Origin of the sequence: Sphingomonas profundi, assembly GCF_009739515.1 — a bacterium.
In the GTDB taxonomy this organism is placed as follows: Bacteria; Pseudomonadota; Alphaproteobacteria; order Sphingomonadales; family Sphingomonadaceae; genus Alterirhizorhabdus; species Alterirhizorhabdus profundi.
Map to the genome: position 1 here is coordinate 4,282,501 of NZ_CP046535.1, position 25,063 is coordinate 4,307,563.

At 65.0% G+C, this 25,063-nt stretch carries 21 protein-coding genes, 1 tRNA gene and 2 rRNA genes (1 of these 24 cut by a window edge); 22 read left to right on the forward strand and 2 right to left on the reverse strand.

Translation table 11 applies throughout. The features are described 5' to 3' along the window. From GNT64_RS20280 to GNT64_RS20290, 3 genes are all read left to right on the forward strand, one after another. A 23S ribosomal RNA gene (locus GNT64_RS20280) occupies nt 1-1,885 on the forward strand; it begins 907 nt to the left of the window's first position. Nucleotides 1,886-1,999: 114 nt separating this feature from the next. After that, nucleotides 2,000-2,114: ribosomal RNA gene (gene rrf, locus GNT64_RS20285) — 5S ribosomal RNA — on the forward strand. Between the two features lie 72 nt (nt 2,115-2,186). Beyond that, nucleotides 2,187-2,263 (forward strand) — tRNA-Met (locus GNT64_RS20290). On the opposite strand, the gene GNT64_RS20295 is transcribed toward GNT64_RS20290, so the two are convergent. Further along, complete coding sequence (locus tag GNT64_RS20295; RefSeq protein WP_156681784.1) at nt 2,220-3,875, reverse strand: recombinase family protein; 1,656 nt, start codon at nt 3,873-3,875, stop codon at nt 2,220-2,222. The two genes, GNT64_RS20290 and GNT64_RS20295, sit on opposite strands and share 44 nt — an antisense overlap. 294 nt (nt 3,876-4,169) lie before the next feature. After that, a complete protein-coding gene (locus GNT64_RS20300; protein ID WP_156681149.1) occupies nt 4,170-4,655 on the reverse strand; it encodes a hypothetical protein in 486 nt (161 codons plus the stop codon). 463 nt (nt 4,656-5,118) lie between these two features. Here GNT64_RS20300 and GNT64_RS20305 point away from each other — a divergent pair, with 463 nt between their 5' ends. The 19 genes from GNT64_RS20305 (at nt 5,119) to GNT64_RS20395 (ending at nt 23,759) form a co-directional block, all read left to right on the forward strand. Beyond that, complete coding sequence (locus tag GNT64_RS20305) at nt 5,119-5,364, forward strand: hypothetical protein (RefSeq protein ID WP_231639595.1); 246 nt, start codon at nt 5,119-5,121, stop codon at nt 5,362-5,364. Nucleotides 5,365-5,391: 27 nt separating this feature from the next. Continuing rightward, on the forward strand, nt 5,392-5,679 hold the full coding sequence (gene traL, locus GNT64_RS20310) for a type IV conjugative transfer system protein TraL (RefSeq protein ID WP_156681151.1): 288 nt from the start codon (nt 5,392-5,394) through the stop codon (nt 5,677-5,679). Nucleotides 5,680-5,692: 13 nt separating this feature from the next. Continuing rightward, nucleotides 5,693-6,259 (forward strand): type IV conjugative transfer system protein TraE, encoded by a 567-nt coding sequence (locus tag GNT64_RS20315; RefSeq protein WP_156681152.1) that lies wholly within the window; start codon nt 5,693-5,695, stop codon nt 6,257-6,259. Then, the gene (locus GNT64_RS20320; protein WP_231639120.1) at nt 6,256-7,065 is read left to right on the forward strand and encodes a type-F conjugative transfer system secretin TraK; all 810 of its coding nucleotides are present in this window, start codon (nt 6,256-6,258) and stop codon (nt 7,063-7,065) included. Before GNT64_RS20315 ends, GNT64_RS20320 begins: the two co-directional genes overlap by 4 nt. Then, complete coding sequence (locus GNT64_RS20325) at nt 7,062-8,396, forward strand: TraB/TrbI/VirB10 family type IV secretion system protein (protein WP_156681153.1); 1,335 nt, start codon at nt 7,062-7,064, stop codon at nt 8,394-8,396. Before GNT64_RS20320 ends, GNT64_RS20325 begins: the two co-directional genes overlap by 4 nt. Further along, entirely contained in the window at nt 8,396-9,280 is an 885-nt protein-coding gene (locus tag GNT64_RS20330; protein ID WP_156681786.1) for a DsbC family protein, read from the forward strand. Before GNT64_RS20325 ends, GNT64_RS20330 begins: the two co-directional genes overlap by 1 nt. A 113-nt stretch (nt 9,281-9,393) precedes the next feature. Beyond that, complete coding sequence (locus tag GNT64_RS20335) at nt 9,394-10,083, forward strand: hypothetical protein (RefSeq protein WP_197277155.1); 690 nt, start codon at nt 9,394-9,396, stop codon at nt 10,081-10,083. Beyond that, nucleotides 10,080-12,653 carry a type IV secretion system protein TraC gene (gene traC, locus GNT64_RS20340; RefSeq protein ID WP_156681154.1) on the forward strand — a complete coding sequence of 858 codons (2,574 nt, stop codon included), beginning with the start codon at nt 10,080-10,082 and terminating at the stop codon, nt 12,651-12,653. The genes GNT64_RS20335 and traC overlap by 4 nt, the downstream gene beginning before the upstream one ends. Further along, nucleotides 12,646-13,011 (forward strand): hypothetical protein, encoded by a 366-nt coding sequence (locus tag GNT64_RS20345; protein WP_156681155.1) that lies wholly within the window; start codon nt 12,646-12,648, stop codon nt 13,009-13,011. The genes traC and GNT64_RS20345 overlap by 8 nt, the downstream gene beginning before the upstream one ends. Next, nucleotides 13,004-13,405, forward strand: a complete 402-nt coding sequence (locus tag GNT64_RS20350; protein ID WP_156681156.1) for a TrbI F-type domain-containing protein — start codon at nt 13,004-13,006, stop codon at nt 13,403-13,405. The genes GNT64_RS20345 and GNT64_RS20350 overlap by 8 nt, the downstream gene beginning before the upstream one ends. Further along, complete coding sequence (locus GNT64_RS20355; RefSeq protein WP_338420396.1) at nt 13,392-13,931, forward strand: S26 family signal peptidase; 540 nt, start codon at nt 13,392-13,394, stop codon at nt 13,929-13,931. Before GNT64_RS20350 ends, GNT64_RS20355 begins: the two co-directional genes overlap by 14 nt. Next, nucleotides 13,928-14,587, forward strand: coding sequence for a type-F conjugative transfer system protein TraW (gene traW / locus GNT64_RS20360; RefSeq protein ID WP_422396607.1), 660 nt, complete (start codon nt 13,928-13,930; stop codon nt 14,585-14,587). Before GNT64_RS20355 ends, traW begins: the two co-directional genes overlap by 4 nt. Nucleotides 14,588-14,697: 110 nt before the next feature. Further along, a complete protein-coding gene (gene traU / locus GNT64_RS20365; RefSeq protein ID WP_156681788.1) occupies nt 14,698-15,669 on the forward strand; it encodes a conjugal transfer pilus assembly protein TraU in 972 nt (323 codons plus the stop codon). Next, the gene (trbC, locus tag GNT64_RS20370) at nt 15,654-16,424 is read left to right on the forward strand and encodes a type-F conjugative transfer system pilin assembly protein TrbC (protein WP_231639121.1); all 771 of its coding nucleotides are present in this window, start codon (nt 15,654-15,656) and stop codon (nt 16,422-16,424) included. Before traU ends, trbC begins: the two co-directional genes overlap by 16 nt. After that, nucleotides 16,421-18,163, forward strand: coding sequence for a conjugal transfer protein TraN (locus GNT64_RS20375; RefSeq protein WP_156681158.1), 1,743 nt, complete (start codon nt 16,421-16,423; stop codon nt 18,161-18,163). The genes trbC and GNT64_RS20375 overlap by 4 nt, the downstream gene beginning before the upstream one ends. A 14-nt stretch (nt 18,164-18,177) precedes the next feature. After that, complete coding sequence (locus GNT64_RS20380) at nt 18,178-18,990, forward strand: conjugal transfer protein TraF (protein WP_156681790.1); 813 nt, start codon at nt 18,178-18,180, stop codon at nt 18,988-18,990. Between the two features lie 124 nt (nt 18,991-19,114). Further along, nucleotides 19,115-20,506 carry a conjugal transfer protein TraH gene (locus GNT64_RS20385; protein ID WP_156681791.1) on the forward strand — a complete coding sequence of 464 codons (1,392 nt, stop codon included), beginning with the start codon at nt 19,115-19,117 and terminating at the stop codon, nt 20,504-20,506. 18 nt (nt 20,507-20,524) lie between these two features. After that, nucleotides 20,525-22,558, forward strand: coding sequence for a conjugal transfer protein TraG N-terminal domain-containing protein (locus GNT64_RS20390; protein WP_156681159.1), 2,034 nt, complete (start codon nt 20,525-20,527; stop codon nt 22,556-22,558). Nucleotides 22,559-22,587: 29 nt separating this feature from the next. Then, a protein-coding gene (locus tag GNT64_RS20395; protein WP_156678152.1) for an IS3 family transposase occupies nt 22,588-23,759 on the forward strand; the annotation gives its coding sequence in 2 pieces (ribosomal slippage) (nt 22,588-22,843 and nt 22,843-23,759; 1,173 coding nt in all). Nucleotides 23,760-25,063 lie beyond the last annotated feature (1,304 nt).

Here is a 25,063-nt window from a genome sequence, read left to right on the forward strand (position 1 = left end):
GGCTAGGGGGTCGCGAGATCTACCAAACCTAACCAAACTCCGAATACCTGTGAATACTATCCGGGAGACAGACGGCGGGTGCTAAGGTCCGTCGTCAAGAGGGAAACAGCCCTGACCTACAGCTAAGGTCCCCAAGTCGTGTCTAAGTGGGAAAGCATGTGGGATCTCCAAAACAACCAGGAGGTTGGCTTAGAAGCAGCCATCCTTTAAAGAAAGCGTAACAGCTCACTGGTCTAAACAAGAGATCCTGCGGCGAAGATGTAACGGGGCTCAAGACACGCACCGAAGCTTAGGGTGTGGATTATTCCACGCGGTAGCGGAGCGTTCCGTACGCCTGCGAAGCGGTCTGGTAATGGGCCGTGGAGGTATCGGAAGTGCGAATGCAGACATGAGTAGCGATAAACAGGGTGAGATGCCCTGTCGCCGAAAGACCAAGGGTTCCTGCGCAAGGCTAATCCGCGCAGGGTGAGCCGGCCCTAAGACGAGCCCGAAGGGGTAGTCGATGGGAACCACGTTAATATTCGTGGGCCTGGTGGTGTGTGACGGATCATGTGTGTTGTCATCCCTTATCGGATTGGGATGGCTTCGAAATGGTTCCAGGAAATAGCCCCACCGTATAGACCGTACCCGAAACCGACACAGGTGGTCTGGTAGAGTATACCAAGGCGCTTGAGAGAAGTGTGCTGAAGGAACTCGGCAAATTGCCTCCGTACCTTCGGAAGAAGGAGGCCCCATGTAAGCGCAAGCTCTCATGGGGGGCACAGGCCAGGGGGTAGCGACTGTTTAGCAAAAACACAGGGCTCTGCTAAGTCGGCTTCAAGACGACGTATAGGGTCTGACGCCTGCCCGGTGCCTGAAGGTTAAGTGGAGATGTGCAAGCATCGAAATGAAGCCCAGGTAAACGGCGGCCGTAACTATAACGGTCCTAAGGTAGCGAAATTCCTTGTCGGGTAAGTTCCGACCTGCACGAATGGCGTAACGACTTCCCCACTGTCTCCAGCACATGCTCAGCGAAATTGAATTCTCCGTGAAGATGCGGAGTACCCGCGGTTAGACGGAAAGACCCCGTGCACCTTTACTGCAACTTCAGAGTGGCATTGGACAAGAACTGTGTAGCATAGGTGGGAGGCTTTGAAGCATCGGCGCCAGCCGGTGTGGAGCCAAAGGTGAAATACCACCCTGTTGTTGTCTAATGTCTAACCTGCGCCCGTGAAACCGGGCGAGGGACCCTCTGTGGTGGGTAGTTTGACTGGGGCGGTCGCCTCCTAAAGAGTAACGGAGGCGCGCGATGGTTGGCTCAGGCCGGTTGGAAACCGGCTGTTAGAGTGCAATGGCATAAGCCAGCCTGACTGCGAGACTGACAAGTCGAGCAGAGACGAAAGTCGGTCATAGTGATCCGGTGGTCCCTCGTGGAAGGGCCATCGCTCAACGGATAAAAGGTACGCCGGGGATAACAGGCTGATAACCCCCAAGAGCTCATATCGACGGGGTTGTTTGGCACCTCGATGTCGGCTCATCACATCCTGGGGCTGGAGCAGGTCCCAAGGGTTTGGCTGTTCGCCAATTAAAGTGGTACGTGAGCTGGGTTCAGAACGTCGCGAGACAGTTTGGTCCCTATCTGCCGTGGGCGTCGAAATTTGAGAGGAGTTGACCCTAGTACGAGAGGACCGGGTTGAACGTACCTCTGGTGGACCTGTCGTCGTGCCAACGGCGCAGCAGGGTAGCTATGTACGGACGGGATAACCGCTGAAAGCATCTAAGCGGGAAGCCTCCCTCGAGATAAGATTTCTCAGAGCGGTCGAAGACCACGACCTTGATAGATCGGATGTGGAAGCGCGGTAACGCGTGGAGCTAACCGATACTAATCGCTCTATTCGCGCTTGAGAGTCCCGCCATCACCGACAGGGCCGATAAACCCCGTCGCCCGTGACAACGGATGAACAGGCTCAGCAGACACCACTCGATTTCCAGAACCCCTGTGCACGCGCCGGCCCCATAGCTTGGTGGCCATAGCGTCAGTGACCCACCCGATCCCATCCCGAACTCGGCCGTGAAACCTGACTGCGCCGATGGTACTATTGCTCAAGCAGTGGAAGAGTAGGGCGCCGCCAGGCTTTGCGGCCGGCGCATGCACAGCACAATGTCATCCATACCCTTCCGCGGGACCACCCCGCACCACACCTCACCGCGGGGTGGAGCAGCCCGGTAGCTCGTCAGGCTCATAACCTGAAGGTCACAGGTTCAAATCCTGTCCCCGCAACCATCTCAACTTGCGAAAGCCCCGCCCGTAAAACGGCGGGGCTTTTCGCGTTTGAGGCAATCGTCAGGATGCCCGCGAGGTCGCCTTGCACGTCCATCTCCAGGCCGCTGTCGCTGGGCGTCAGCACGATCGCTGAGATCAGCGATCGGAGCAGGTCCGCGGCCTTAAGCCGCTCCGCCTCCGGTCCGGAGTTGAGTGCCTCGTGCAAGCTCTCGACCTGGCGGCGATAATAGCCTGCCATCTCGGGGTGAAGCAGCGGTGCCGGCTCCTTGCTTTGGGCGACAACAGTTTCGAACTCGCGCTTGCGCGCTTCCATTCGGACCATGCGCTCGTTGAGCCGATCGGCGGCGCCGCCGCGCAGGATCATGTCGACGAGCCGGTCGAGGTCGCGGTCGATCTTCCTGATCTCGGCCCGCGACGCCTCAAGCGTTTGCGATCCGGCGGAACGGATACGGTTCATCTCACGTGTGAACTCCTCGCAGAATTCGGCGAACAGCGCCGGCTCCATGAGTTGGTGCCGCAGGGCGGAAAGCACGCGAGCCTCGAGCTCATCGCGCCGCAAGTTCGTCCGATTATCGCAGGTGCCTTTGTTACGGGCGGTCGAGCAGCCGAGCATCTCGGATGAGATCATCGAATATCCGCCGCCGCAGCAGCCGCAGCGGGTCAGTCCGGAGAGAAGATAACGTGGCCGCTTCCGGTCTCTCGCCGTGCTGAGCGTCGAAGCGTCGGGCTCGGGCTTCTCAGCCCGCATCGCCGACTGCCGGGCCTTCACCATCGACCATGTCTCGTCGTTGATGATCCGGAGCTCTGGCACCTCCTGCGTGATCCAGTCCTCCGGGGCGTTCAGCCGGGCTTGCCGCTTCCCCGTCGCCGGGTCCTTCACGAACCGCTGCCGGTTCCAGACGAGCTTACCGACATAGAGCTCGTTGTTGAGGATGCCGGTGCCGCGCTTCGGATTGCCGTTGATCGTGCTGAAGCCCCAGTCGCCTCCGCTCGGTGCGGATATCCCCTCGCGGTTGAGTTCCACCGCGATGCGCTTCGCTGATTTGCCGGCGGCGTAGTCGCTGAAGATGCGACGGACGACCGCAGCTTGGTCGGCGTGGATCGTTCGGTCGCCGCGGACAGCTTCACCATGGGCGTCGAACTGCTTCACCACGGCGTAGCCGTAGGAGTTGCCGCCGCCGGACTTTCCCTGCTCGACGCGGCCCCTCAAGCCGCGGCGCGTCTTGTCCGCCAAATCCTTGAGGAAGAGGGCGTTCATCGTGCCCTTCAGGCCGACATGCAGCTGGGTGACCTCGCCCTCGGACAGGGTGATGATCTTCACGTCGCCGTACGCCATGCGCTTGAACAGGCCGGCGATGTCCTCCTGATCGCGCGAGAGCCGGTCCATCGCCTCGGCGAGGACGAGTTGGAAGCGGCCGTTCAGCGCGTCGGCGATCATCGCCTGAATGCCGGGTCGCAGGAGCGACGCGCCCGAGATTGCGTGGTCGGTATACTCCTCGACGATGTGCCAGCCTTGGCGCTCGGCGTGCGCGCGGCAAACGCGGAGCTGATCGGCAATAGAGGCATCGCGCTGCGAGTCGCTCGAGTAGCGCGCGTAGAGGGCTACCTTCATGAGGGTTCTCCTGCTTTCCGTCAGGAGGCGTCGCGTGCGCTCTCCTTCTCAGAATCGGCAATGTATCGGTGGGCTGCGCAGCGTGCCACAGCCCGGACGAACTCGATCAGCCGCTCGTCGGTACCCTCCGCAGAAGGGCGAAGGTGCAATCGATCGTCGATGGTGGGGGCGTGGTCGCTTACAGCAGGTCGGGGTGGGCGCATGGGCTTGCTCGTTGCCTTACGGCGCGCCGCCCGCCCTTCCGGCCAACGCACTCTCTCCTCTACGCTCCCCAGCGTGTGTTTCCGGCCTAGCTTATCCGGAGGATCGGCCAATCACCGGCTTGAATTCGCCCAGGCGCTCCTCCCGCTCGACGAGTTCGGCGATGTGATGGGCGATGCGCTGTGCCACGAACCGAGCGGCCTGCGGCCCCCAACGTGGATCGACGCGATCGCTCGTCTCCCCGATCTCAGCCGCGAGTGCATCCGGTAGCGCGGCGACGAGCGTTTCCAGGAAGGCGGCCATTCCCGAACGAGCCCATTCACCAGCCAGATCTTGGCGTCCGAACAGCGCCAGGGTCAGTGCGCCCCGCGCGGGAAGGCCGGCGGCGGCGAGTATCGCGATGGCCTCCTCTGAGCTCAGATGGCGAGATCCCTTGAGAGCGCGGGATAGCTGGTCCTTACTCAGTCCCGCTCGCGCCAGGAGATCTCGCTGCGCGATACCGGATGTGCCGATGAGGTCTGCCACCACACGGTGCAGGGGAGCGTCCGATCCATCGGCAAAGCTGTTTTCGAGCGGCACATTCCTTCTCCGAGTTCCCGAGTCGCTATCACGCTACGCCGAGACAGCGGCTGTAGGAAAACAAAACAAGAACATCCTAGGCCGACCCCTGGGGGCTCACGCGCTTGGGAGAGGTCGGGGAAGCAACGCAGCTACGAATCACCTTCGATCCAAGGGTCTGCGACGCTCGTCGCGGGAGCGTGATTGAACGCTGCCTTTCACGCGAGACGCGTCGCGGCTTCTAGGAAATCTCACAGGGAAGGGCGCGAGGCGGATCGCTGATTCCGCGATGCGATCGGGTTTCTGTTCCCCAACTGTTCTGAAATGTTGAGCGCCGATCGGGGCGACGTGAAGGTGACTGGGCGGCCGATGTTCGGTCGCATCGCCGTCCACGGAGACCCTCCCGATGCCCACCTTCAAGCTTCCGCTGACCCGTGCCCGCTTGGGCAACGCCAGCGACTATGTCGTGCCAGCTCTCGCCCTGATGCTGTGTGCTAGCGCGGCTTACGCCGGCGCCGACACCACCTTCGGTCCCGCTCTGACGAAGTTCACCGACTTTCTCGAAGGATCGGGGGGCAAGATCATCGCCGTGCTCAGCCTCGCAGGCGGCATCATCGGCATGGCGTCCGGCCGCTTCACGCTCGGCCAGGTGGCGATCCCGGTCGCCGTCGGCATCGGCGTCGGCACCGGCGTGCCGATCGTCACCTCCACCGTCACCGCGATCATCTGATCGCGGCGGGCGGTGGCGGAGCGACCCATGTCGGACAAGTATCTCGTGCCCCGGCGGCTCGACGATCCTGAGCTCATCGGTCTGTGGACCCTTGATGAGTTTCTGGGGCTCGCCGTGCCGTTCGGCTGGGGCATCCTCTCCCAGCATATCCTGCTGGGTCTCGTGGGGGCTGGAGGAGCGTGGTTCGCGCTTCGAAAGGCAAAGAGAGGCCGGGCCAGCTCCTGGGCCATCCACGCGGCCTACTGGTACCTGGGTGCGGGCTTCGTCCGACTGAAGGCCACGCCGCCCTCGCATTGCCGCCTCCTGGCCGGCTGAGAGGGACAAGCACATGCTATCCGATATCGCGCACCAGCGCGCCCAGGCGCTGCTCAGGCAGCGCAAGGTCCTGCTCCTGGCAGGCGGTGCTTCCTTCCTCGTCAACCTTGCGCTCGTCTCGGCGCTCGGGTCGCGAGATCGCGAAGTCATCCTGCAACCGATCTCGACGCGGCCCCTGAGCATCAGCTCCTCGGGCGTGTCGGCCGACTATCTCGAACTCGTCACCCGTGACGTTGCGCTGATGCTGCTCAATCGCTCGCCTCAGGGCCTCGACTATTGGATGGAGCAGATCCTGAAGATAGCGAACCCGGCGGCATACGGGTCGTTGCGCGCCGAACTGGTCAAGATAGTGACCGAGCAGCGCGGTTCGGACCTCAGCCAGGCATTCGTCATCACCGGGCTCGATGTCGATCCGAAGGGGCTCACGTCCACGGTCGACGGCGACCTCAAGACATTCGTCGGCGGACAGGTGATCGCCAGCGAGCAGAAGCGGTTTCGCTTCGGCTGGGATTACACCGGGCTCCGCCTCTCGCTGACCAGTTTCGCGCTCGTCGCGAACTCCAAGGAGGCACTGCGATGATCGCTGCCCTTCCCGCGTGCCTGCTCGGTGCAGGCGCCACCACCTTCGCCGCCGGCTCCGCCCGTCCGCGTGACATCAGCCTCAAGCCGCTCGGCCTCATGCTGCTGGGCGCAGCAGTTGCGCTGACCGCGACGCCGGCGCTCGCCGACCAATATCGTCAAGCCGCTGACAATGCAGAGGTGACCTGCGTCGTCTCGGCGCGCGAGCTCACCCGGATCAGCCTGATCGGCGACGCCTTTGCGAGCGTCAGCAAGATCACGACGGGCTACCCCTATAATGATTTCACGGTCACCAACGAGCCGGTCCGAGGAGACATCTACCTCTCGGTGCCGGAAGGCTTTGCGCCCGGTCGACTGAGCTTCTTCGCGACGACGCGGAAGGGCTTTGTCTACAAGTTCGCGTGCACCGTCGGCGGCAGTGAAGCCGAACAGGTCTTCATCACCAATCCGGCGCTGGCACAGCCACCCGAGCCATCAATCGCGACCGCGACGCCGCAGGATTCCGCGCTTGCCCTCGTTCAGTCGATGGCGACCGGCGGCGTGCCGAAGGGCTATCAGGTCCGACAGACGGCGGCGTCGCCACTGCGCGTCGGCGACTTCAGCGTCCGCCTGATCTCCCAGTACCGGGGCGGGGGGCTTCTCGGGAAAGTCCTTCGCGTCGAAAACCGCGGCAATAAGACGGCATCGCTCGATCCCAAGGTGATCGCTCCGGGCGATGCGCTCGCTGTCAGCATCGGAGCATCCGAACTCGCGCCCCGCGCCGCGACCACGCTCTATGTCGTGCAGACCGATGGAGCGGGCGCATGAGCGCCCCCGCTACTTCCCAGACTGGCCGGCCGGCGGACACCGCCGAAAACGCGATCGGCGCCCTCAATGCCAAGACGCGGCAGCGTCAGCGGATGCTGCTGCTTGGCGGCGGCGGTGCGGTCGCGATGGTCGGGCTCTGGTTCGTGCTGGGAGGCTCGCCGCACCACACCTCCGCGGCTCCTGATGCGCCCCAGCGGATCGAGACTGACGGCATCGTCAATCGCGACCTGAGCCAAAAGGAATTCGTCGCGATCTACGGCAATCGCCTGGACGCGCAAGCGCGTCAGCTGAAGGCCTTGGAAGACTCTCGAGCCGTCAATCCCGATGTCCAATCCAAGCTCGACGCTCTCGCGGCCGAGAACCAGGCGATGCGTACCGATGGCGCGCATACGATCGACGCGCTCACGCAGGAGAACAGCTCGCTGAAGGGCGAACTGGCACGTGCGCAGTCCGCGCCGCCGCCATCCGCCGCGACGTCTTCGCCCGCGCGCGATCCGTCGATCCCGTCGGGTTCGCCGCTGTCGCCGAACCTCGCGACGCCGGATGGCACTGCTGCGCTGCCCACGACGGCGGAGCGGCAGGTGAAGACTCTGTCGTTCGTCGCGAGTACCGAGAGTGCTGGCGCGGTCAAGACCGGTCTGCGCTCATCGAGACCACAAGCGCCGGCGATCGAGATCGAGGACAGCCCCGATTATCTACCGCCCAACAGCTATGCGCCCGCGCGCGTGATCGTCGGCGTCGATGCCTCGGCAGGCGTCGCCAGTCAGACGGACCCGCTACCCGTCGTCCTGCGGATCACCGGCCCCGCCCGCTCGGTGGTCAAGGACGGCAAGCTCCTGACCACGCGGCTCGAGGGCTGCGTCGTCAATGGCGCGGCGCGGGGCGATCTCAGCGCCGAGAAGGTCTACGTCAAGTTGCAGAAGATGACCTGCGACCAACCCGGCGGACGGGTGGCGGTCAGCGAGGTCAAGGGCTTCATCAGCTTCGCCGGCAAGACGGGCGTACGCGGCCGCGTCGTGAGCCGAGAGGGAAGCCTCGTCAGCCAGGCCCTGATCGCCGGCATCGTGGGCGGCTTCGGCCGCGGGTTCTCCGCCAACGCGAACGGCGTGTTCTCGGGGCTCGCCACCGGCGTCGATGGCAAGCGCCAGACGCTTTCCGCCGGCGACATCGTCCAGGGCGGACTGGGTGAGGGCGTCGGCGACGCCGCCGACAGTGTCTCCAAATATCTGATCGAACGCGCCGAGCAATACCAGCCGGTGATCGAGATGCCGACCGGCATCGATGTCGAAATCGTCTTTCTCGACGGCGTCTATGTGAGGAACTCCCAATGATGAATGCTGACTCTCGACTTGGCCGGGAGCTGGCCAGGTTCCGGCGCCTTGAAGGCGTTCCGTTCTGGACGCTGCTTGCCGGCGCCTCGCTCAGTCTCGGTATGGGCGCTGGCGTCGCCGCCAATGCCGTTCATGCCGAAACGCTTGCCGGTGTGGCGATCAATACAAACCTGGTGCGGACCGCGCTCAAGCTCAGGCTGCCGCGAACGGCGATCGGCGCGATCGACTGCCAGCGCCTGCGAGGCCTCTGCGAGGTCGTCGCCGGCACGACATTGTTCTACGTCGATCCGACCGCACGCTATCTGATGATCGGGCGGGTGTATGACATGGAGACGCGCAGCGATGTCACGGCCGCGCGCCTGCTTGAGCTCAACCCCGATCTGATCGCAGCCGGCGCCGCCGGCCGCAAACAGGCCGACGCCGACGAAGAGCAGGCGCCCGCACCCGCCAAGGCCAGCAAGGTCGACCTCGCCGAGCTTCCCAAGGGCGGCGCGATCTACTGGGGCCCCGCCGGCGGTGCCAAGGTCGTCGTGCTCAGCGACTTCTCGTGCGGATACTGCCGCAAGCTCTCCGGCGAGCTCGCCAGCCTCGGCCTGCGGGTCGAAGAGCGGCCGATCTCGATTTTCGGACTGGAGAGCCGGAAGAAGGCCGAGGCGGTGCTTTGCGCGCGAGACCCGGCTGCGGCTTTGCATGCCGCCTATGCCGATCAGCCGGTCCTAAACGCCGCCAAGTGCGACACGTCCGGCCTCGACGGCAACGAGGCATTCGCCAAGCGGCACGGGTTCGGCGGCACGCCGGTCATCATCCGCCGCGACGGCGCGGTGATCGAAGGCTTCCGTCCGGCCGCAACGCTCAAGGCGTTCATCGCCGGAGGTGCGGCATGACCCGCTGTCCGACAGCCTTGCTGCTCCTCGGCTCCCTCTCCGGCTGCGCAACGTTGGGCGGCACCGTCAAAGGTGACTTCGCCTGCCGTGCACCGACCGGGACGTGCGCTCCCATGACGGAGATCGATGCGAAGGCCGTCACCGCCCTGAGCGGCAGTGACGGCGGACCGTCGGCGGTGACGCCGGCCCGGCAGCCTGCAGTGTCGCGCGGCGGCGGCATGGGGCCCCGAACCGGCGAACGACTGCTCGCCGTCCTCCTGCCCGCCCATGTCGATGCGGCCGGGGTCCTCCATGACGCCGCCACGGTCCACGTCGTCGTGGAGGCTCCGGGCTGGCGCCTGGAGCCCAGCCGCCCGGATCCCGACACCCAATCCCTTCCCGAGTTCTCGCGCAGTTCCGCCCCTTCCTCTCTGCGCGAGGCAGTCGCCGGTGCTTCGGCACCGGCGATCGAGGGGCTCGAGATGCTCCCCGCTCGAGCCCCTCACATGAACACGGACGGTCCACCGGTGCCCACGGATGCGGGTCCGGCTCCGACCGCGGCTGCGATCGCTGCCGCGCGCAGCGGGCATCGCATTGCGGACCGATCCACGTCACCGGCAGCCCACGGAGCGGCGCAACCCGGCGCGCCGCCGCGCGGCAAGACGATCGTTCCAACAGGCGACACGGCACCGGCGTTGGCTCGTGTCCGCGGCCTCGCGGCTCCGGTGATGCCAACACCTGCCAAGCCGCCGACCGGGACGCATCCCGACGCCGACCTCGGCGATCCGTTCGGCTCCATCCCAGAGCAGGAGAAACGGCCGTGAAGCTGTCGCTCAAAACCTTCACCGACACGCTCATGCGCGGGCTGTTCGGAGACACGGAAAGCGGCGAGGGCGCGCGACCGGTGCTCGGCCTCGACATGCTGTCGAGCTTTCTGCCCTACCGTGTCTACGAGCCATCGACCCGGCTCTACCTCAATGCACGCTCCACCGGGTTCGTGTTGAACGTGGCGCCGCTCGTCGGCGCCGACGAGCGGGTCGGCGACCTGCTCGGTCAGTTCTTCTCCGAAGGCTTGCCCGCCGGCGCCTGCGTGCAGATCGTCCATTGGGCGTCCCCGCGGATCGGGCGCAATATCGCGCCCTGGTTCCTGCCGCGATATGCGCGGGGCGGCGTGTACGAGCGGCTGGCGCGCGCTCGCGCCCAGTGCCTCTATGACCTCGTCTGGTCGAGCGGCTCTGCCGGCGCGCCGTTCCATGCCCGCCACCACCAGCTCATCGTCTCGGTGGGCGTGCCGGCAGGCAGCAGCACCTCCAAGGAAGAGTTGATCGCCGTCCGCGAGAGCCTGATGGGCGTGCTCCGCTCGCTGGACGTGCCGGCCGTCGATGTCACTCCGGTCGAGCTGATCGCATTCCTCGACGACCTCACGTCGCCGACGACTGCGAGCGGCGACGATGCCATCGACTATAATCCTCTCGATCCGATCGCCGACCAGGCGCTGCGTCGGGATATCGAGCTGGTCGTCGAGGAAAGCCGGATGCTGCTGCGCACCGAGCGGTTCCGCCCGACTGGCGCGACCGATGAGGGCGCGCCCGAGATCGGCGAGGTCTATCCGGACCGCTTCGATGTCCGTCACTTCGGCGTGCGCAACATGCCGACGCGGTGGACCCCGTGGGAGACCGCCCGGCTGATCGGCGACCTGTTCACGGACAAACTGCGCTTCCCTTGTCCCGCGGCCACCATGCTCTGCCTTGTCTATCCCGACCAGGAGGCCGCCTCGACCCGTGCGGGCATGAAGTTCCTTCGCACGACGTCGCTCAGCGAGGGCAAGTCGGCGCGCTATGTGCCGCGCTTACGCGAACAGGCTGCCGAATGGCGTGAGGTGCAGGGGCAGCTGCAGGAAGGGCGCCGCCTCGTCCGCGCCTTCTACGGCGTCACCAGCTTCTCTCCGGAAGGGGATGGCGACCGCAACGAGCGGATGGTGAAATCGCTCTACAAGTCGGCTGGCTGGGACTTGGCTGACGAGCGCTACCTCCAAATCCAGGGTCTCTTGGCGGCTATGCCGTTGACGCTGGCGGACGGGCTTGCGGCAGATTTCGAGCGCTGTCGGCGGATGCGGACGATGCTGTCGACGACCGCAGCCAACATCGCACCCGTGCAGGGCGAGTATCTCGGCGGCGCACTCCCGCACCTGCTTTTCCTCGGTCGCCGCGGACAGCCCTTCTTCTGGTCGCCGTTCGAGAATGGCGCCGGCAACCACAATGTCGCGATCCTCGGCAAGTCGGGATCGGGCAAGTCGGTCCTGCTTCAGGAGATGTGCGCGAGTCTGTGCGGCGCCGGCGCCAAGGTCGTCGTGATCGACGACGGCCGCTCCTTCATGAACAGCTGCCGGCTCCAGGGAGGAAGCTTCATCGAGTTCACGCTCGCCTCCGGCTTCTGTCTCAATCCGTTCTCGATGGTCGACGCCGAGCGCGTCGCGAGCGACGAGGATTACCGGCTTGACTGCATGGCGATGCTGAAAGCGATCGTCGGCCAGATGGCGCGCTTCATCGACCGCCTGACCGACACCGAGCGCGGCCTGATCGACCAGGCGGTGAACCGGGTGTGGGAAGAGCAGGGCAGGGCCGGCTCGGTCGATGCGGTAGCAGCGGCGCTCGAAGCCACCGGGAACATCGACGCCGGCAATCTCGCGATCGCGATGGGGCCATTCCGCTCGGGCGGCACCTACGGTGCCTTTTTCAACGGCGAGGCCAGTCTCAAGCTCGAGGCGGACTTCACGGTCTTCGAGATGTCCGACCTGGCCACTCGCGAGGAACTGCGTTCCGTCGTCCTCACCGCGATCATGTTCATGACCAGCCAGGCGATGACGCGCAGCCCGCGCTCGGTAAAGAAGCTGCTGCTGATCGACGAGGCCTGGGCCATGCTGAAGGGCGGATCGATGTCCGACTTCGTCGAGACCTATGCCCGCACGGCTCGCAAATATGGCGGGGCGCTCTGCACTGCCACCCAGTCGCTCAACGACTTCTACAAGTCCGACGGCGCGACCGCAGCGCTTGAGAACTCCGACTGGATGCTGGTGCTCCAGCAGAAGCCGGAAACGGTCGCCGATCTCCGCAAGTCCGCCCGGCTCGACATGGACGACCGCACCGAGGGGCTGATCCGCTCGCTCAAGCGCTCGGGCGCCGAATATTCCGAAGTCTTCATCCGCGGCCCGGAATGTCAGGCGATTGGCCGGCTGGTGCTCGACCGCTTTTCGGCAACCGTCTTCTCGTCATCGCCCGACACCTATGCGGCGATCGAGCGGCGCCTCGCCGAAGGGGAGAGTCTCGCCGAGGCGATCGATGCCGTCGCTAACGATCTGCCCGAGGCGCGTGGGCGGGAGACCGCCCATGCGTAAGCCCGTGCTCCCAGCCGATCTCTTCGCGCGCCTGGCACGTGTGGGTCGATGTGTGTCCGACGTCTGCCATTTCGTCCTGTGTACGACGCTATGGCTGAGCGGCACGATCGTCGGCGCGCTCGGCCTGCTGCTGGGCTTCGTCATCGTCGCGGCCGACGGTCGACCGCTGCGGTTCTTCGCCCACGTCCAGAATCTGTCGACGCATTACCTGTTCGCGACACACGAGGCCCGCACCCGGTTCGATCATCAGCTGCTCGCTGTCTTCGTCGCGATCCTCGGCATGCTGTTGGTCGCCCGGCTTCCCGGTTTCGTGCTGCGCATGCGGCGCGACTTGCGCGGGAGGCCGTCCGATGTCTGATCTGACGCCTCGCATCCTCGATCGCACCATCGCGGGCTGGTCCCTCCAGACGATCCTGATCGGAATCCTGCTGATGGCCGGGACGCTATGGGGCGCCTGGATCACGCGAACCCTCGTCGAGGTTCGCAGCCGTCACATCGTGACGGTCAGCCTGTCCCGGCTTGTGGAAGACTTCGTTGCCAGCGAAGCGCGCGGCGGCGGGACTTCCGATCAGTCCGCGAAGCGCACCGCAGTCTATCTTGCTGCGATCAACCAGGCGGTCTCGAACCTCGGCGAGGATGGCGCGACGGTGCTGGTCTCGGAGGCGACGCTTGGGCGCTCGGTGCCGGACAGGACGGAGCTCGTCCGCGCCCGTGTTCGCCAGGCAGTGGAGGCCAGCCGTGATCCGCGCTGACGCTGCTCCGCCCGCGGCCTTCTGGTCACCGGCACGCCGGCGCCGCTGGCTGCTGCTCGGCGCCATCGGACTACTCGGTACAGGCTATCTCCAGCTCGATGCGTGGAGCGGACGGCATGCGCTGCTCGTCAATGCCAGCACCAGCCTGCCGAACTGGGCGTTCCTGATCGATCGCCAGCGGATACCGGCGAAAGGCGATCACGTCTTTTTCGATCCGCCGCCAAGCGCGCTGCTCGAGCGGCATTTCGGCCGCGATCACGATCCCTTCGGCAAGATCGTCTATGGCGTGGCCGGCGACACGGTCACGCGGCAGGGTCGCCTGTTCCTTGTCAACGGCCGGCCGGTGGCGCTGGCCAAGCCGAAGACGATGCGCGGCGAGCCGCTGACGCTGGGACCGGTCGGGACGATCCCACGCGGCTGCTACTTCGTGGCCACGCCCAACCCCGACAGCTTCGACAGCCGCTACGCGGTGATCGGCTGGATCTGCCGCCAGCGTGTCCTCGGTGTCGGGGAGCCCATCCTGTGAGCGCTCATTCACTCCGCGGGTTCGTACTTCTCCTCGTGACGGGATCACTGTCGCTGATGCCGGGACCAGCTCCCGCGCGCGATTATGGCCAGCAAGGCGCGACCTTCCCTGTGATCGAAGCTGATCTGCTCAGCGTCATTCATCAACGGCTGACCGGCATGCAGGCATCGGGCGAGATCGACCGAGCCAACCGCGCCCTTGCGGCGAGAACGGCGGAGCGCGTGCGCAGGCCCGCGCCTGTCGTCGGCATCGCGGCGGCGAGCGAGCCTCGCAGCTGGGCGTTCGATCCGACCATCACGGTCGCCGACGATCTGCGCGATGCGCGGGGGCGGGTGATCGTGGCGCGTGGTACGCGGGTCAACCCGCTCGAAACCGTGCCGCTGCGCCAGCGGCTCGTGTTCATCGACGGAGACAGCGAAGACCAGGTCGCATGGGCGATGGCGCGGACGACTGCGCTCAACGCCAAGCTCATTCTCGTGAGCGGTTCGCCCTTCGCTCTGATGAAGGCCGAGCAACGCCGGTTCTACTTTGACCAGTCCGGCACGCTCACGACCAAGCTCGGCATCCGTGCGGTGCCGGCGGTCGTCGAACAGCGTGGCCGCGTCCTCGCCATCCGCGAAATGGTAGTCCAGGGAACAAAAGGAGACCAGAAATGACCGCTGGCGCCAACCGCGCCTGGCTCGAAGCCGCGCACCGCCGACGCCATCGAGCGCGCCGCACGCGAACGTTCGTCGTCGCGGGGTTGCTCGGCATCGTCGCGGCGCTGATGCTCGCGGCGGCACCGGCGCGTGCCGAGGGAACGCCGGGCCGCTGCACAGGGCATTTCGTCAATCCGCTGACCGATGTGTGCTGGAGCTGCCTGTTTCCCATGTCGGTCGGCGGCCTCAACATCTGGCCGTCGATCGCAGGACGTCCCGACACGGACAATCCGGCGCTGCCCGTGTGCAATTGCGGACTGCGGCTCGGGATCGCGATGGGCTTCTGGGAGCCGGTTCGGCTGGCAGATGTCAGCATGAAGCCGTGGTGCTTCGTGAACCTCGGTGGGATGAAGCTCGACCCCGGCTTCGACATCGGATTCAAGACCATCGCCGGCCCAAGCGCGGTCGGCGGCAAGGCGCAGAATACGAGCGGCTGGCACGTCCATTGGTACGCCTATCCGCTGATCTACTGGATGGAGATCGTCACCGACTTCCTCTGCCTCGAGCAGGGTTCGTTCGACATCCTCTACCTGACGGAGATCGACCCGCTCTGGCAGGATTCCGAACTCACCGCGATCATCAACCCGGAAGCGGTGCTGTTCGCCAACCCGCTGGCGCTCGCCGCCTGTGCGGCCGATTGCGTGGCGGCGACTGCGAAACTGCCGACCGATCCCCTGTTCTGGTGCGCCGGCTGCCAGGGCACGATGTATCCGCTCAACGGCAACGTCGCCGCCTCGATCGGCCACGTCCAGGCGTCCCGGCTGGCGCTCGCCCGCTTCGCGTACAAGCTCCACCGTGAGCTCGTCGCCTGGGGCACGATGGGCTCGAAGGGCCTGTGCGGCAAATATCTGATGCCGGTGATGCGCAAGCAGCAATACCGGTTCCAGGCGACCAACCCCAATCCGCAGACGGGCGGGCGCTACGCCTGCGCCCCGATCGGTGCGTCCACGACCTTCATGTCCGCCGGCCAGGTCTATCCTGCGATCGGCGAGGACATGGGCTATCTGGTCTGGCGCAAGCGCAATTGCTGCGTGCTGTGATGCGGCGGCTTCCTCTCTCCATCGCAACCGCCGTCACGCTCGCCGGCTTGGGTCTCGGGGTTGCGAACGCCCTCGGCGCGCAGACCGTCGATGGTCTGGATCTCGGGCAGGTCCGCGCACGTTCCAAACTATCGACACAGGATGCCGAAGCCTTCGCCGGCGTGATCGCCCGGCGCGGCGACGCGCTTCGTGCCGAGGCGGCAGCGAACGCGTCTTCCGCCCGGGCAGCAGCGGCCCGCTATGCCCAGGCGAACCAGCCGAAAGCGTCGAACGCAACCTTCGATTTCGACGCGATGGTCGCCGCCAACGCTAAGCAGCTGGCGCCGGAAGATGCGCCGCGGCTGGTGGCGTTTGCGAGCCTTTCGATGCCTGCCGCCTCGCTCAAGGCGATGATCGACGATGTCGGTCGGGCCGGCGGTGTCGTGGTGTTCCGGGGCTTCCCGGGCAACTCCGCCAAGGCCTTCACGGCGGCGCTCGGGCGTGTCCTGCCGCAGGGCGAGGTCCATGCGAATGTCGGGATCGATCCTCGGTTGTTCCGGGCGTTCGGAATCGACGCCGTTCCCACCTACGTCGTCACCGCGACCGACTTCGACCTCTGCGACGGGTTCGATTGCCGCACGACGCTGCCGCCGCACGACCGGATGGCGGGCAACGTCACGCTTGCCCACGCCCTCGACAGCTTTGCGGGCGGCGGCGGTCCGGCGGCCGCGGTCGCGGCGATCTACGCGAAGCGCCTCGAGGGAGAAGCACGATGAGCGGGAGGAAGACGCGCACATTGGCAGCCGGTCTCGCGCTGTTCGCCAGCGCCGCACTCGGAGGCGTGGCGATCGGTCAATCGACCTCGGCCGCAAAAGACGACGGTAAGAGCTTCGGCGCGGCCATCGTCGGAAAGGCGCAGACCGCTACCAGCCAGGCACCGACCCCGGATACGGTCCCCAACTTCACTACAGCGCCAGCGCAATCCGCGTTGTTCGAGGATCCCGACGCGATCGCCGCCGAAGCCGGCCGCGCCGCGTCCTCGAACGAAGGCTATGCGACAGTGCGGTCGTCGCTCGATCGTCGTCCCCACATCCCCGTCGCTGATATCGAGGCGACGATCGCCCGCGGTCAGGCGGTATCGGCCGATCCCAGTGCTTTCGTCAGCGGCATGAGCGTCGGCGGCACCGGCGGGAACTGCCGTGAGCTTCCGCCAGGCGGTACGGGCACGACCACGTATGAGGCCACCTGCAATCAAGGCGTCGCGCTCGAACAGCGAACAGAGCAATGCGATATCCCGCTGGTCGTCTCGGTCACCCGCACGTCGGCCTACCGCTACTGGTGCAGCGAGTTCAACGCAGGCTTCAATCGCGTCGACGATTGCAGCAAGTTCGAGCAGGCCAGCTGTACCGTCACCGGCTCGCACGAGGGCCGCTGCCTCCAGGGATATAGCCGCCCGCCCTACAATTACTGCACCGAGCCGGGTGAGCCAGTCGAGGAGCTGCTGTGCCCATCGGAGGTGGCAGGGGCCACGCTGAAGGGCACGGAGACCCAGACCAGCACCAGCGAGCGCCGCGACGAATCCGCCTGTTCGGGCGCTGCCGCGGACACGGATTGCACGCTCGAGACGGAGACCTGCACGACCAGCGATCCGGTCACACGGATCGTGGACGGCGTCTCTGTGACCAAGCCCTGCTGGGCCTGGGGGCGGACCTATCAGTGCAACCGCAAGGTAGCGGCCCAGAACTGCGACACGCTCGACAAGGACGAGCATTGTCATTTTGTCCGCGAAGAGTGCCTGACCGACGAGGATCCATGCCCCACTAAGGACCGGATCTACAGCTGCACCGTGCCCGCCGGCGCATCGTCCGAGAAGCAGTATGTCTGTGATGGCGACATCTACTGCATCAACGGCGACTGCGAGACGATCGATCGCCAGCCGAATACCGAGTTCAAAGACGCCGTCGTCGCGCTTAATGCGGCAGCGGATGCGGGTCGGCAGTTCGATCCGAACACACTGACCCTGTTCAAGGGTGAGCGCGAGACGTGCCACTCGAAGGTGTTCGGCCTGCTCAATTGCTGCGCGGGCAAGGCGTTTCCGCTCATTCCCTATTCCAGCCTGCTGGTCGCGCTGGGCTGCTCGCGCGAAGAGGTGCTGCTGCATCAACGCGATAATCAAGGTCTGTGCACTTATGTCGGCAGCTACTGCTCCGACAGCGTGCTCGGCGTCTGCGTCACCAAGAAGAAGGTCTATTGCTGCTTCGAGAGCAAGCTCAGCCGGATCCTGCAGGAGCAGGGCCGAGCGCCGCTGGGCAAGCCATGGGCGAAGCCGAAGAAGGAAAGTTGCCAGGGCTTCACCGTCGATGAGTTCTCCCGCCTCGACCTCAGCAAGATGGATTTTTCGGAGGTCTATGCCGAGTTCCAGGACGCGGCCAAGCTTCCCGAGGAGCTCAGCACCGTCAGCGCGCTTCAGCAAAAGATCAGCGAATATTACGCGCTGAGCGGAGCCGGCAAGTGAGCGCCGCCCGGATCATGCGGGTCGCGCTCGCCGCCCTGGCCCTTGTCACGTCAACGCTCAACGTCGCGGCGGCACAGTCTCCGGCGCCGCGCCCCGCTGCCAGTCCGACCCAGGTCGGCGACCGCTTCTACTGTCAGGACCGGGCGCTTGGCACCTGGTTCTACTGCGATCGCCCAAGCGCCGAGGAGACCGCGCCGGCAACGCCGGCCGCACCCGAACAGAGCGCGGCCGAGAAGCTTGAGGCGATCACTGCCGAACTGCGGGAGCTGAAGGCGCGGGCGATTCTCGAACCCACGCCGGATAATGTCACCGCCTATATCCGCTACCAGCGTGCGCAGCTCGACCGCGCGTCGCTGTTCGGCGATGTCTGGCAGCGCGCGCTGTGGCAGGCGCCCGAACTCGACTATACGCTGGAGCGGCCGGTCGGCACGGTCGCCAAGCAGCAATGGATCGACGCCCGGAAGGTCGAGCGCGACCAGTCGCTCGATCGGCTCGGCGAGCGCTACGGGCTCTTCTACTTCTTCGCGCAGAGCTGCGGCGCGTGCCGGGTCATGTCGCCGATCGTAAAGGCGGTGGCGGACACGCATCACCTGACGGTGCGTGCGATCTCGACCGATGGCGGGCCGTCCGACACGTTCCCGCGCTACACCGTCGAAACCAACCAGCGCGCCACCATGGGCCTGACCGCCAAGGTCACGCCCGCGGTCGTCCTGTTCGACAGCGCCACCCACACCGCCATCCCCGTCGGTTACGGCATCATCGCCGCCGACGAGCTGATGGAACGCATCTTCCTCCTCACCCAGCGAAAGGCCGGCAGTGACTATTGATCTCGCGCGTCTGCGCGCGCTCCCCCGAACCCTCTGCGACCTTGCCAAGAACGTGAGCAGGCGATGCCGCAACTCCGCGATCACGCTCGCCTGCGGCCTGAGCCTGGCCGGGGCCCTGACGCCCATGCTGGTGCCGGCCCCGGCCCTGGCGGACGTCGGCAAGGCGATGGACCAGTTCCTCGCCGACGCGGGGGGCGCCGCCAACGTGACCGGGCCGTCCGCCTTCCAGGGTCAGTCGGCCGGCTATTACAGCCTCGGCAACGTGTGGACGCGCTTCCCGCAGAAGACGACCAACCTTGCCAATCTGCAGCTGCCGTCGGCGCGCGCCGGCTGCGGTGGCATCGACCTGTTCGCCGGCTCCTTCTCGTTCATCAACTCGAGCGAGATCGTGGCGATGCTCAAGGCGGTCGCGAACAACGCCGTCGGGTTCGCCTTCAAGCTCGCGATCGATACCGTCTGCCCGGAATGCTCGAAGGTTATGGATGAGTTCGCCCAGAAAGCGCAGCTCATGAACAACCTCAACATTTCAAGCTGCGAGTCCGCCCAGGCGCTGGTCGGCTCGGTCTGGCCGAAGGGCGATCTTGCCGACAAGGCGATCTGCGAGGCGATCGGCAATTCGGACGGGATCTTCTCGGATTATGCAGCGGCCAAGCATGGCTGTGGCAACAAGGGCGAGCGGACCTCGACGCTGGACGGCGCGGACCCCGCCAAATGGGACGCCGTGAACAGCGCGGTCGCGAGGAACTACACCTGGTACGTGCTGAAGAGCTCGAAGTTGTTCAACGCCGGCGGCACGTTCGACCGCGACCTCGCCGAATATGTCATGACGCTGGTCGGCACGATCATCTACGTGCCGCCGACCGACAGCGATCCCGGCCGCTTCCAGCCCCTGACGGGCGACACGACCTCGACGCTCGTCACCGCGCTGCTCGATGGCACCAGCGGCGGCGCTGTCCAGGTCTATCGCTGCGATACAGAGGATAAGTGCCTCAATCCGACATTGGCGCCGCTGACGGTGCCGACGGTAAAGGCGCTGAGGCCGCGGGTGACCGCGCTGATCGACGGCATGGTCGAGGCGATCCGCACCGACACCGCGATCACCCCCGAGCAGAAGGAGCTGCTCCAGATCGCCTCGGTGCCGCTCTACAAGATTCTAACCGTGCAGGCGGCCTATGCCCGCGGGCTCTCGACCGACGATCGCTCGACACTCGCCGAGATCGCCTCGATCGACCTGCTCTACGCCATCTTGGATCAGCTGGTGAGCGAGGTTGGCAAGTCGAAGGCGAGCTTCATCGCCGCCGACGAAGCGAAGCTCACAGCCTGGAACGCGCAGATCGCGACCGCCCGCACCGCGCTCGCCGATCGGCAACAGACGACCCAGGCGCGCGTCACGGCGATCATGGCGATCATCCAGAAGACGCAGTTCCTCGAGAACGTGCTCGCCACCTCGATGTCGCCGGGCATGGCGGCCTCACTCGACTGGTCGCGCGGCGTCGCCGCGCACGGCCTCAACTGATCGGCCGGGGAGCACAGCATGGGTACGGTCGAGCTCTTCACGATCGGCGGCGGCGAGTACATCGTCAATGTCCTCAACGCCGTCGCGGCCTGGACCGGGGCAGGGGGCTATAAGAGCCTGCTGCAGGTCGTCATGGTCATGGGCCTCGCCTATTCGGTGCTGATCGTCGCGTTCAGCCTCGACTGGCGCGCGTGGCTGCACTGGTTCCTGCAGGCGACGCTCATGTACATGGTGCTGATGGTGCCGCGGCTCGACGTGCACGTCACCGATCGCATCAACCCAAGCCTCGCGCCAGCGCAGGTCGCGAACGTCCCGCTCGGACTGGCGATGATCGCGAGCTTTACCAGCCAAGTCGGCGACTACCTCGTTCGCTCGTCCGAGGTCGTGTTCGGACTGCCCGGCGACCTCGACTACAGCCGCAACGGCATGATCTATGGGTCGCGGTTGTTCGAGGCGACACGATCGCTTCGCATCCACGATCCCGAGTTCGCAGCCAATCTGGATGAGCATTTTCGGCAGTGCGTCTTCTACGACGTGCTCCTCGGCCGCTACTCGATGGAGACGCTCGCCAATGCGCCTGACATCTGGAGCGCGATCGGCCCGGGCAGCCAGGCGAGGGCGCAACGCTTCCTGATGCGCGATGGCGACGGACAGGTGACCTCGTCGATCCAGACCTGCCGGGAGGCGTACACGGCGCTCAGCACGGAATGGAACGGCATGGTCGACGATCTCGGCAAGCTTTTCGGCCGCCAGCTCTATCCGAAGCAGACGGCAGATCTCGCCAAAGCCAAGCTGTTCGCCGACCTACCGGTCGCCTACCGCTATTTGACCGGGGTATCCGCGTCCGCGAGCGACATCCTCAAGCAGTCCCTGGCGATCAACGCGATGAGCCAGGCCATGCACGGCGCGGCAGGCGCCACGGGCACTGGCAGCGTTGACGTTTACGCCCAGACCCGAGCCGACATCCAGACCGAGCGGACCTACGGCTCGATCGCGCACGCGGCGATGAAGTGGGTGCCGATCCTCAACATCGTGCTGACGGTCGTCTTCTATGCCCTGTTTCCGGTGCTCTTCCCGCTTTTCCTGATGCCGAGGAGCGGCCCGGTCGCGCTCAAGGGCTACCTCACCGGCTTCTTCTACCTTGCGGCTTGGGGTCCGCTCTACGTCATCCTTCACATGGTCATGATGCTGAAGGGGGCATCGGAGGTGACCGGCGCAGGCGCTGGCACCGGTCTCACCCTGACGAGCTTCACCGGCATGTCGGAGGCAAACGACGATGTCGGTCTGCTCGCCGGCTACCTCGTCGCTTCCATCCCGTTCCTCGCTGGCGGCATCGCTCGCGGCGCGATGGCGATCTCGAGCCAGGCGACCAGCTACCTCAACCCCTCGCAGAACGCGGCCGAGGAAGCAGCGCGCGAGGCGTCGACCGGTAACATCGCGCTCGGCAACAGCAGCTTTGACAACCAGACGGTGCAGACTCGGCAGCACGACCAGTGGAACCAGGCGCCGAGCTTCACATATGGCGCGGCGCAGACGCGGGCGTTCAACGAAACGGGCACGATGGCGACCAGCTTTGCGGGCAATCAACTGCTCGACGTGCCGGTCTCGAAACTGCCGTTCATGCCGCAGGTCACGCAGTCGGTCGCGGCGGAGGCTGCGAAGGTCGCATCCGAAACGCGAAGCCGTGGCAAAACGCTGTCCAATCAGGCAGTTCAGAGCGTCAGCAACGCCGTCTCCCGCTTCCAGGAGTTCCGCCGTGCGATGAGCACGGACCACTCTGTGTCGGACAGCTATGGAAACGAGGATCGCGCAAACATCTCTTCGACGTTCGCTGAAGTCGACCAAGCTTCTAAGATGCTTCAAACTCGCTTTGGACTACGTGCTGAGGTTGCAGACTCTATCGCCGTCGAAAAGTATCTTAGCGGTTCTGCAAGTCTTAATGCGTCGGCGGGCGGCAGCCTCGGCATTGTTGCTGGTGCCGTTTCGGCCTCCGGAAGCGGCGGGATCGCAAAGCGGTGTGAGGTGGTGCCGGGTATCTGGACAGGAGGCTAAGCTATCCCGGGCGTGAGGGATGGACGGCAATGAGGACGACGCGGAAGCGGTACACGGGCGAGTTCAAGGCCAAGGTGGCGCTGGAGGCGATCCGGGGGGACCTGACGCTGGCCGAGCTGGCAACTAAGCACGGCATCCACCCGACGATGATCGCGACGTGGAAGCGGCAGGCGATCGAGGGCATGGCCGCGACCTTTTCGGGCGCGACCGAAGCGGCCAAGGCCGCGGGCGACACCGAGATCGAGAAGCTGCACGCGAAGATCGGACAGCTGGTGGTGGAGCGGGATTTTTTGTCGAAGGGGTACGCGCGATGAGCATTGCGCGACGGCGGCAGATGATCGAGCGGGAGCATGCCAGCCTGTCGATCGCGGCGCAGTGCCGGCTGGTGTCGATCAGCCGGTCGTCCTTCTACTATGCGCCGGTGCCAGAAACGGGGGAGACGCTGGCGCTGATGGCGGTGATCGACGCCTCGTTCCTCGATCATCCCTGGTATGGCAGCCGCCAGATGGCACGGCACCTTCAGCGGCTCGGCCATGCGGTCGGGCGTCGGCGAGCGCGGCGCCTGATGGCCAGGATGGGGCTTGCGCCCATCTACCAGCGCCCGCGGACGAGCGACCCGCACCCGGAGCATCGCATCTACCCGTATCTGCTGCGCAATCTGGAGATCACCCGGCCGGGTCACGTCTGGTGTGCCGACATCACCTACCTGCCGATGCGGCGGGGCTTCCTCTACCTCGTCGCCGTCATGGATTGGGCATCACGAAAGGTGCTTGCCTGGCGGCTGTCGAACACGATGGACGCGGCGTTTTGTGCCGATGCTTTGCAGGAAGCGCTGATGCGCTTCGGCAGGCCAGAAATCTTCAACACGGACCAGGGCAGCCAGTTCACCAGCACCGACTTCACGGGCGTTCTGCGCGACGCCGAGGTGCGGATTAGCATGGACGGGCGTGGTCGCTGGATGGACAACGTGTTCATCGAGCGGCTCTGGCGGTCGCTGAAGTACGAGTGCGTCTACCTGAACGCCTTCGAAACCGGCTCCGAGCTGCGTACCGGGCTCGGCAGGTGGTTCGACTATTACAACGGGCAGCGGCCTCACTCCCGCCTCGCCGGCCGAACGCCGGACGAGGTGTACGGGCGAGACGGCGCAACGCCATATCCGGGGCATGCCCCGGATATGGCGCTCACCAGAATGGCGGCGTAAACCAACCGGGGTATCGCTTAGCTCAGCCGCCAAACTGTCCAGGAAGGCGGGACCACCTCAGTGGGCCAATAGCGATATCGCGAGCATCTCAAAAGACGGAAACAGGATCCAAGACGCGCTTAAGCAATGGTCAAACAACCGGAGCTGGTCTAAGAACCGTGACACCTTCCAGCAGTCTATCATCTCCGCTTCGCAAAGCAATACATCGAGTACCGCTTCGGGTATTTCATCAAGCCTTACCCAAGCGCAAAGCCTGAGTCGGGAGGCGCGCCAACTCTACGAGACCGCTGACCGGCTTGAACAACGATGGTCGGCACAGGATGGGCGTGGAGTCTCTGGGGCACTGAACACAAGCGATGCCTTCCTATCCTTCGCGCGCTCTGAAATCGCGAACACGCCACTCGTGTTTCGAGCTTTTGATCCAGCTAATGCCACGCACTGGTCAAGCAACGATCGGGAGATTGCAAGCGAGCGGGGCCTTCTCATCGGCCGATACACCGATCAGATCGGGCGAGAGATCCGCGCCGAAGTCAGCGCCCGCCTTGTCTCGCCTGACAGCGAGGGGATTGCCGCGCCTAGCTCGATCATGAGCGGCGGATTAGGAGTTCGTGGGGTCGCAGTCGGTTCCGGCGCTGCCCGGTCTCGGGGCAGGGCTTCACCAGAAACTACCTTGCGGCAAGAGGGCACAGCGATCCGACAGGAAGTGGACGTAAGGCAATCCGGCGGGCGAGGCGTGGTCGAGCAAAAGACACATGACGCGCTTGCTGAAACGCCGGCCTCCTCAGCCCTTTCGAAGCAGGGCGCGGAGCGCGCGCGATTGTGGGGAAAGCTGGATCGGTGAGCCGACGCCTAAGTAGTTAGAAAATCAGAAGGTATGTCCAGATGGCCGCGATGCCAAACACAACGGCACATACAAACACGGGCCTGATGGATAGACTCTGTGCAGTGTTGGTCTTGAACGCCGAAGCAGGATGGTGTCCCCATGACCTGTTTAGCTCCTGCCGACCGGCGAGTCCTTCCAAGTTGCCGGGGCGCCTTTGAGCGAAACGATCATTCTCTAGCGAACGGAGCTGATCACCGCCTCGCACAGGATCAGGAAATTCAGATATCGGCATCGCTAGACTCGTATCTCCTGCACCCATCATAGCTCCGTCTTTCGGGATTGCACACGGCAAACACGCAGCCGGGCTGTCTCTCCTCTCGGCGCGCCCGCTTGCGAAGTGCCTTCGTCGAAAGGCGAGCGTGAAGACCAGCAAACCGCTGGTTTATCTGGCGGTCACCGGCCTGTGTACAGCTCAAATCGT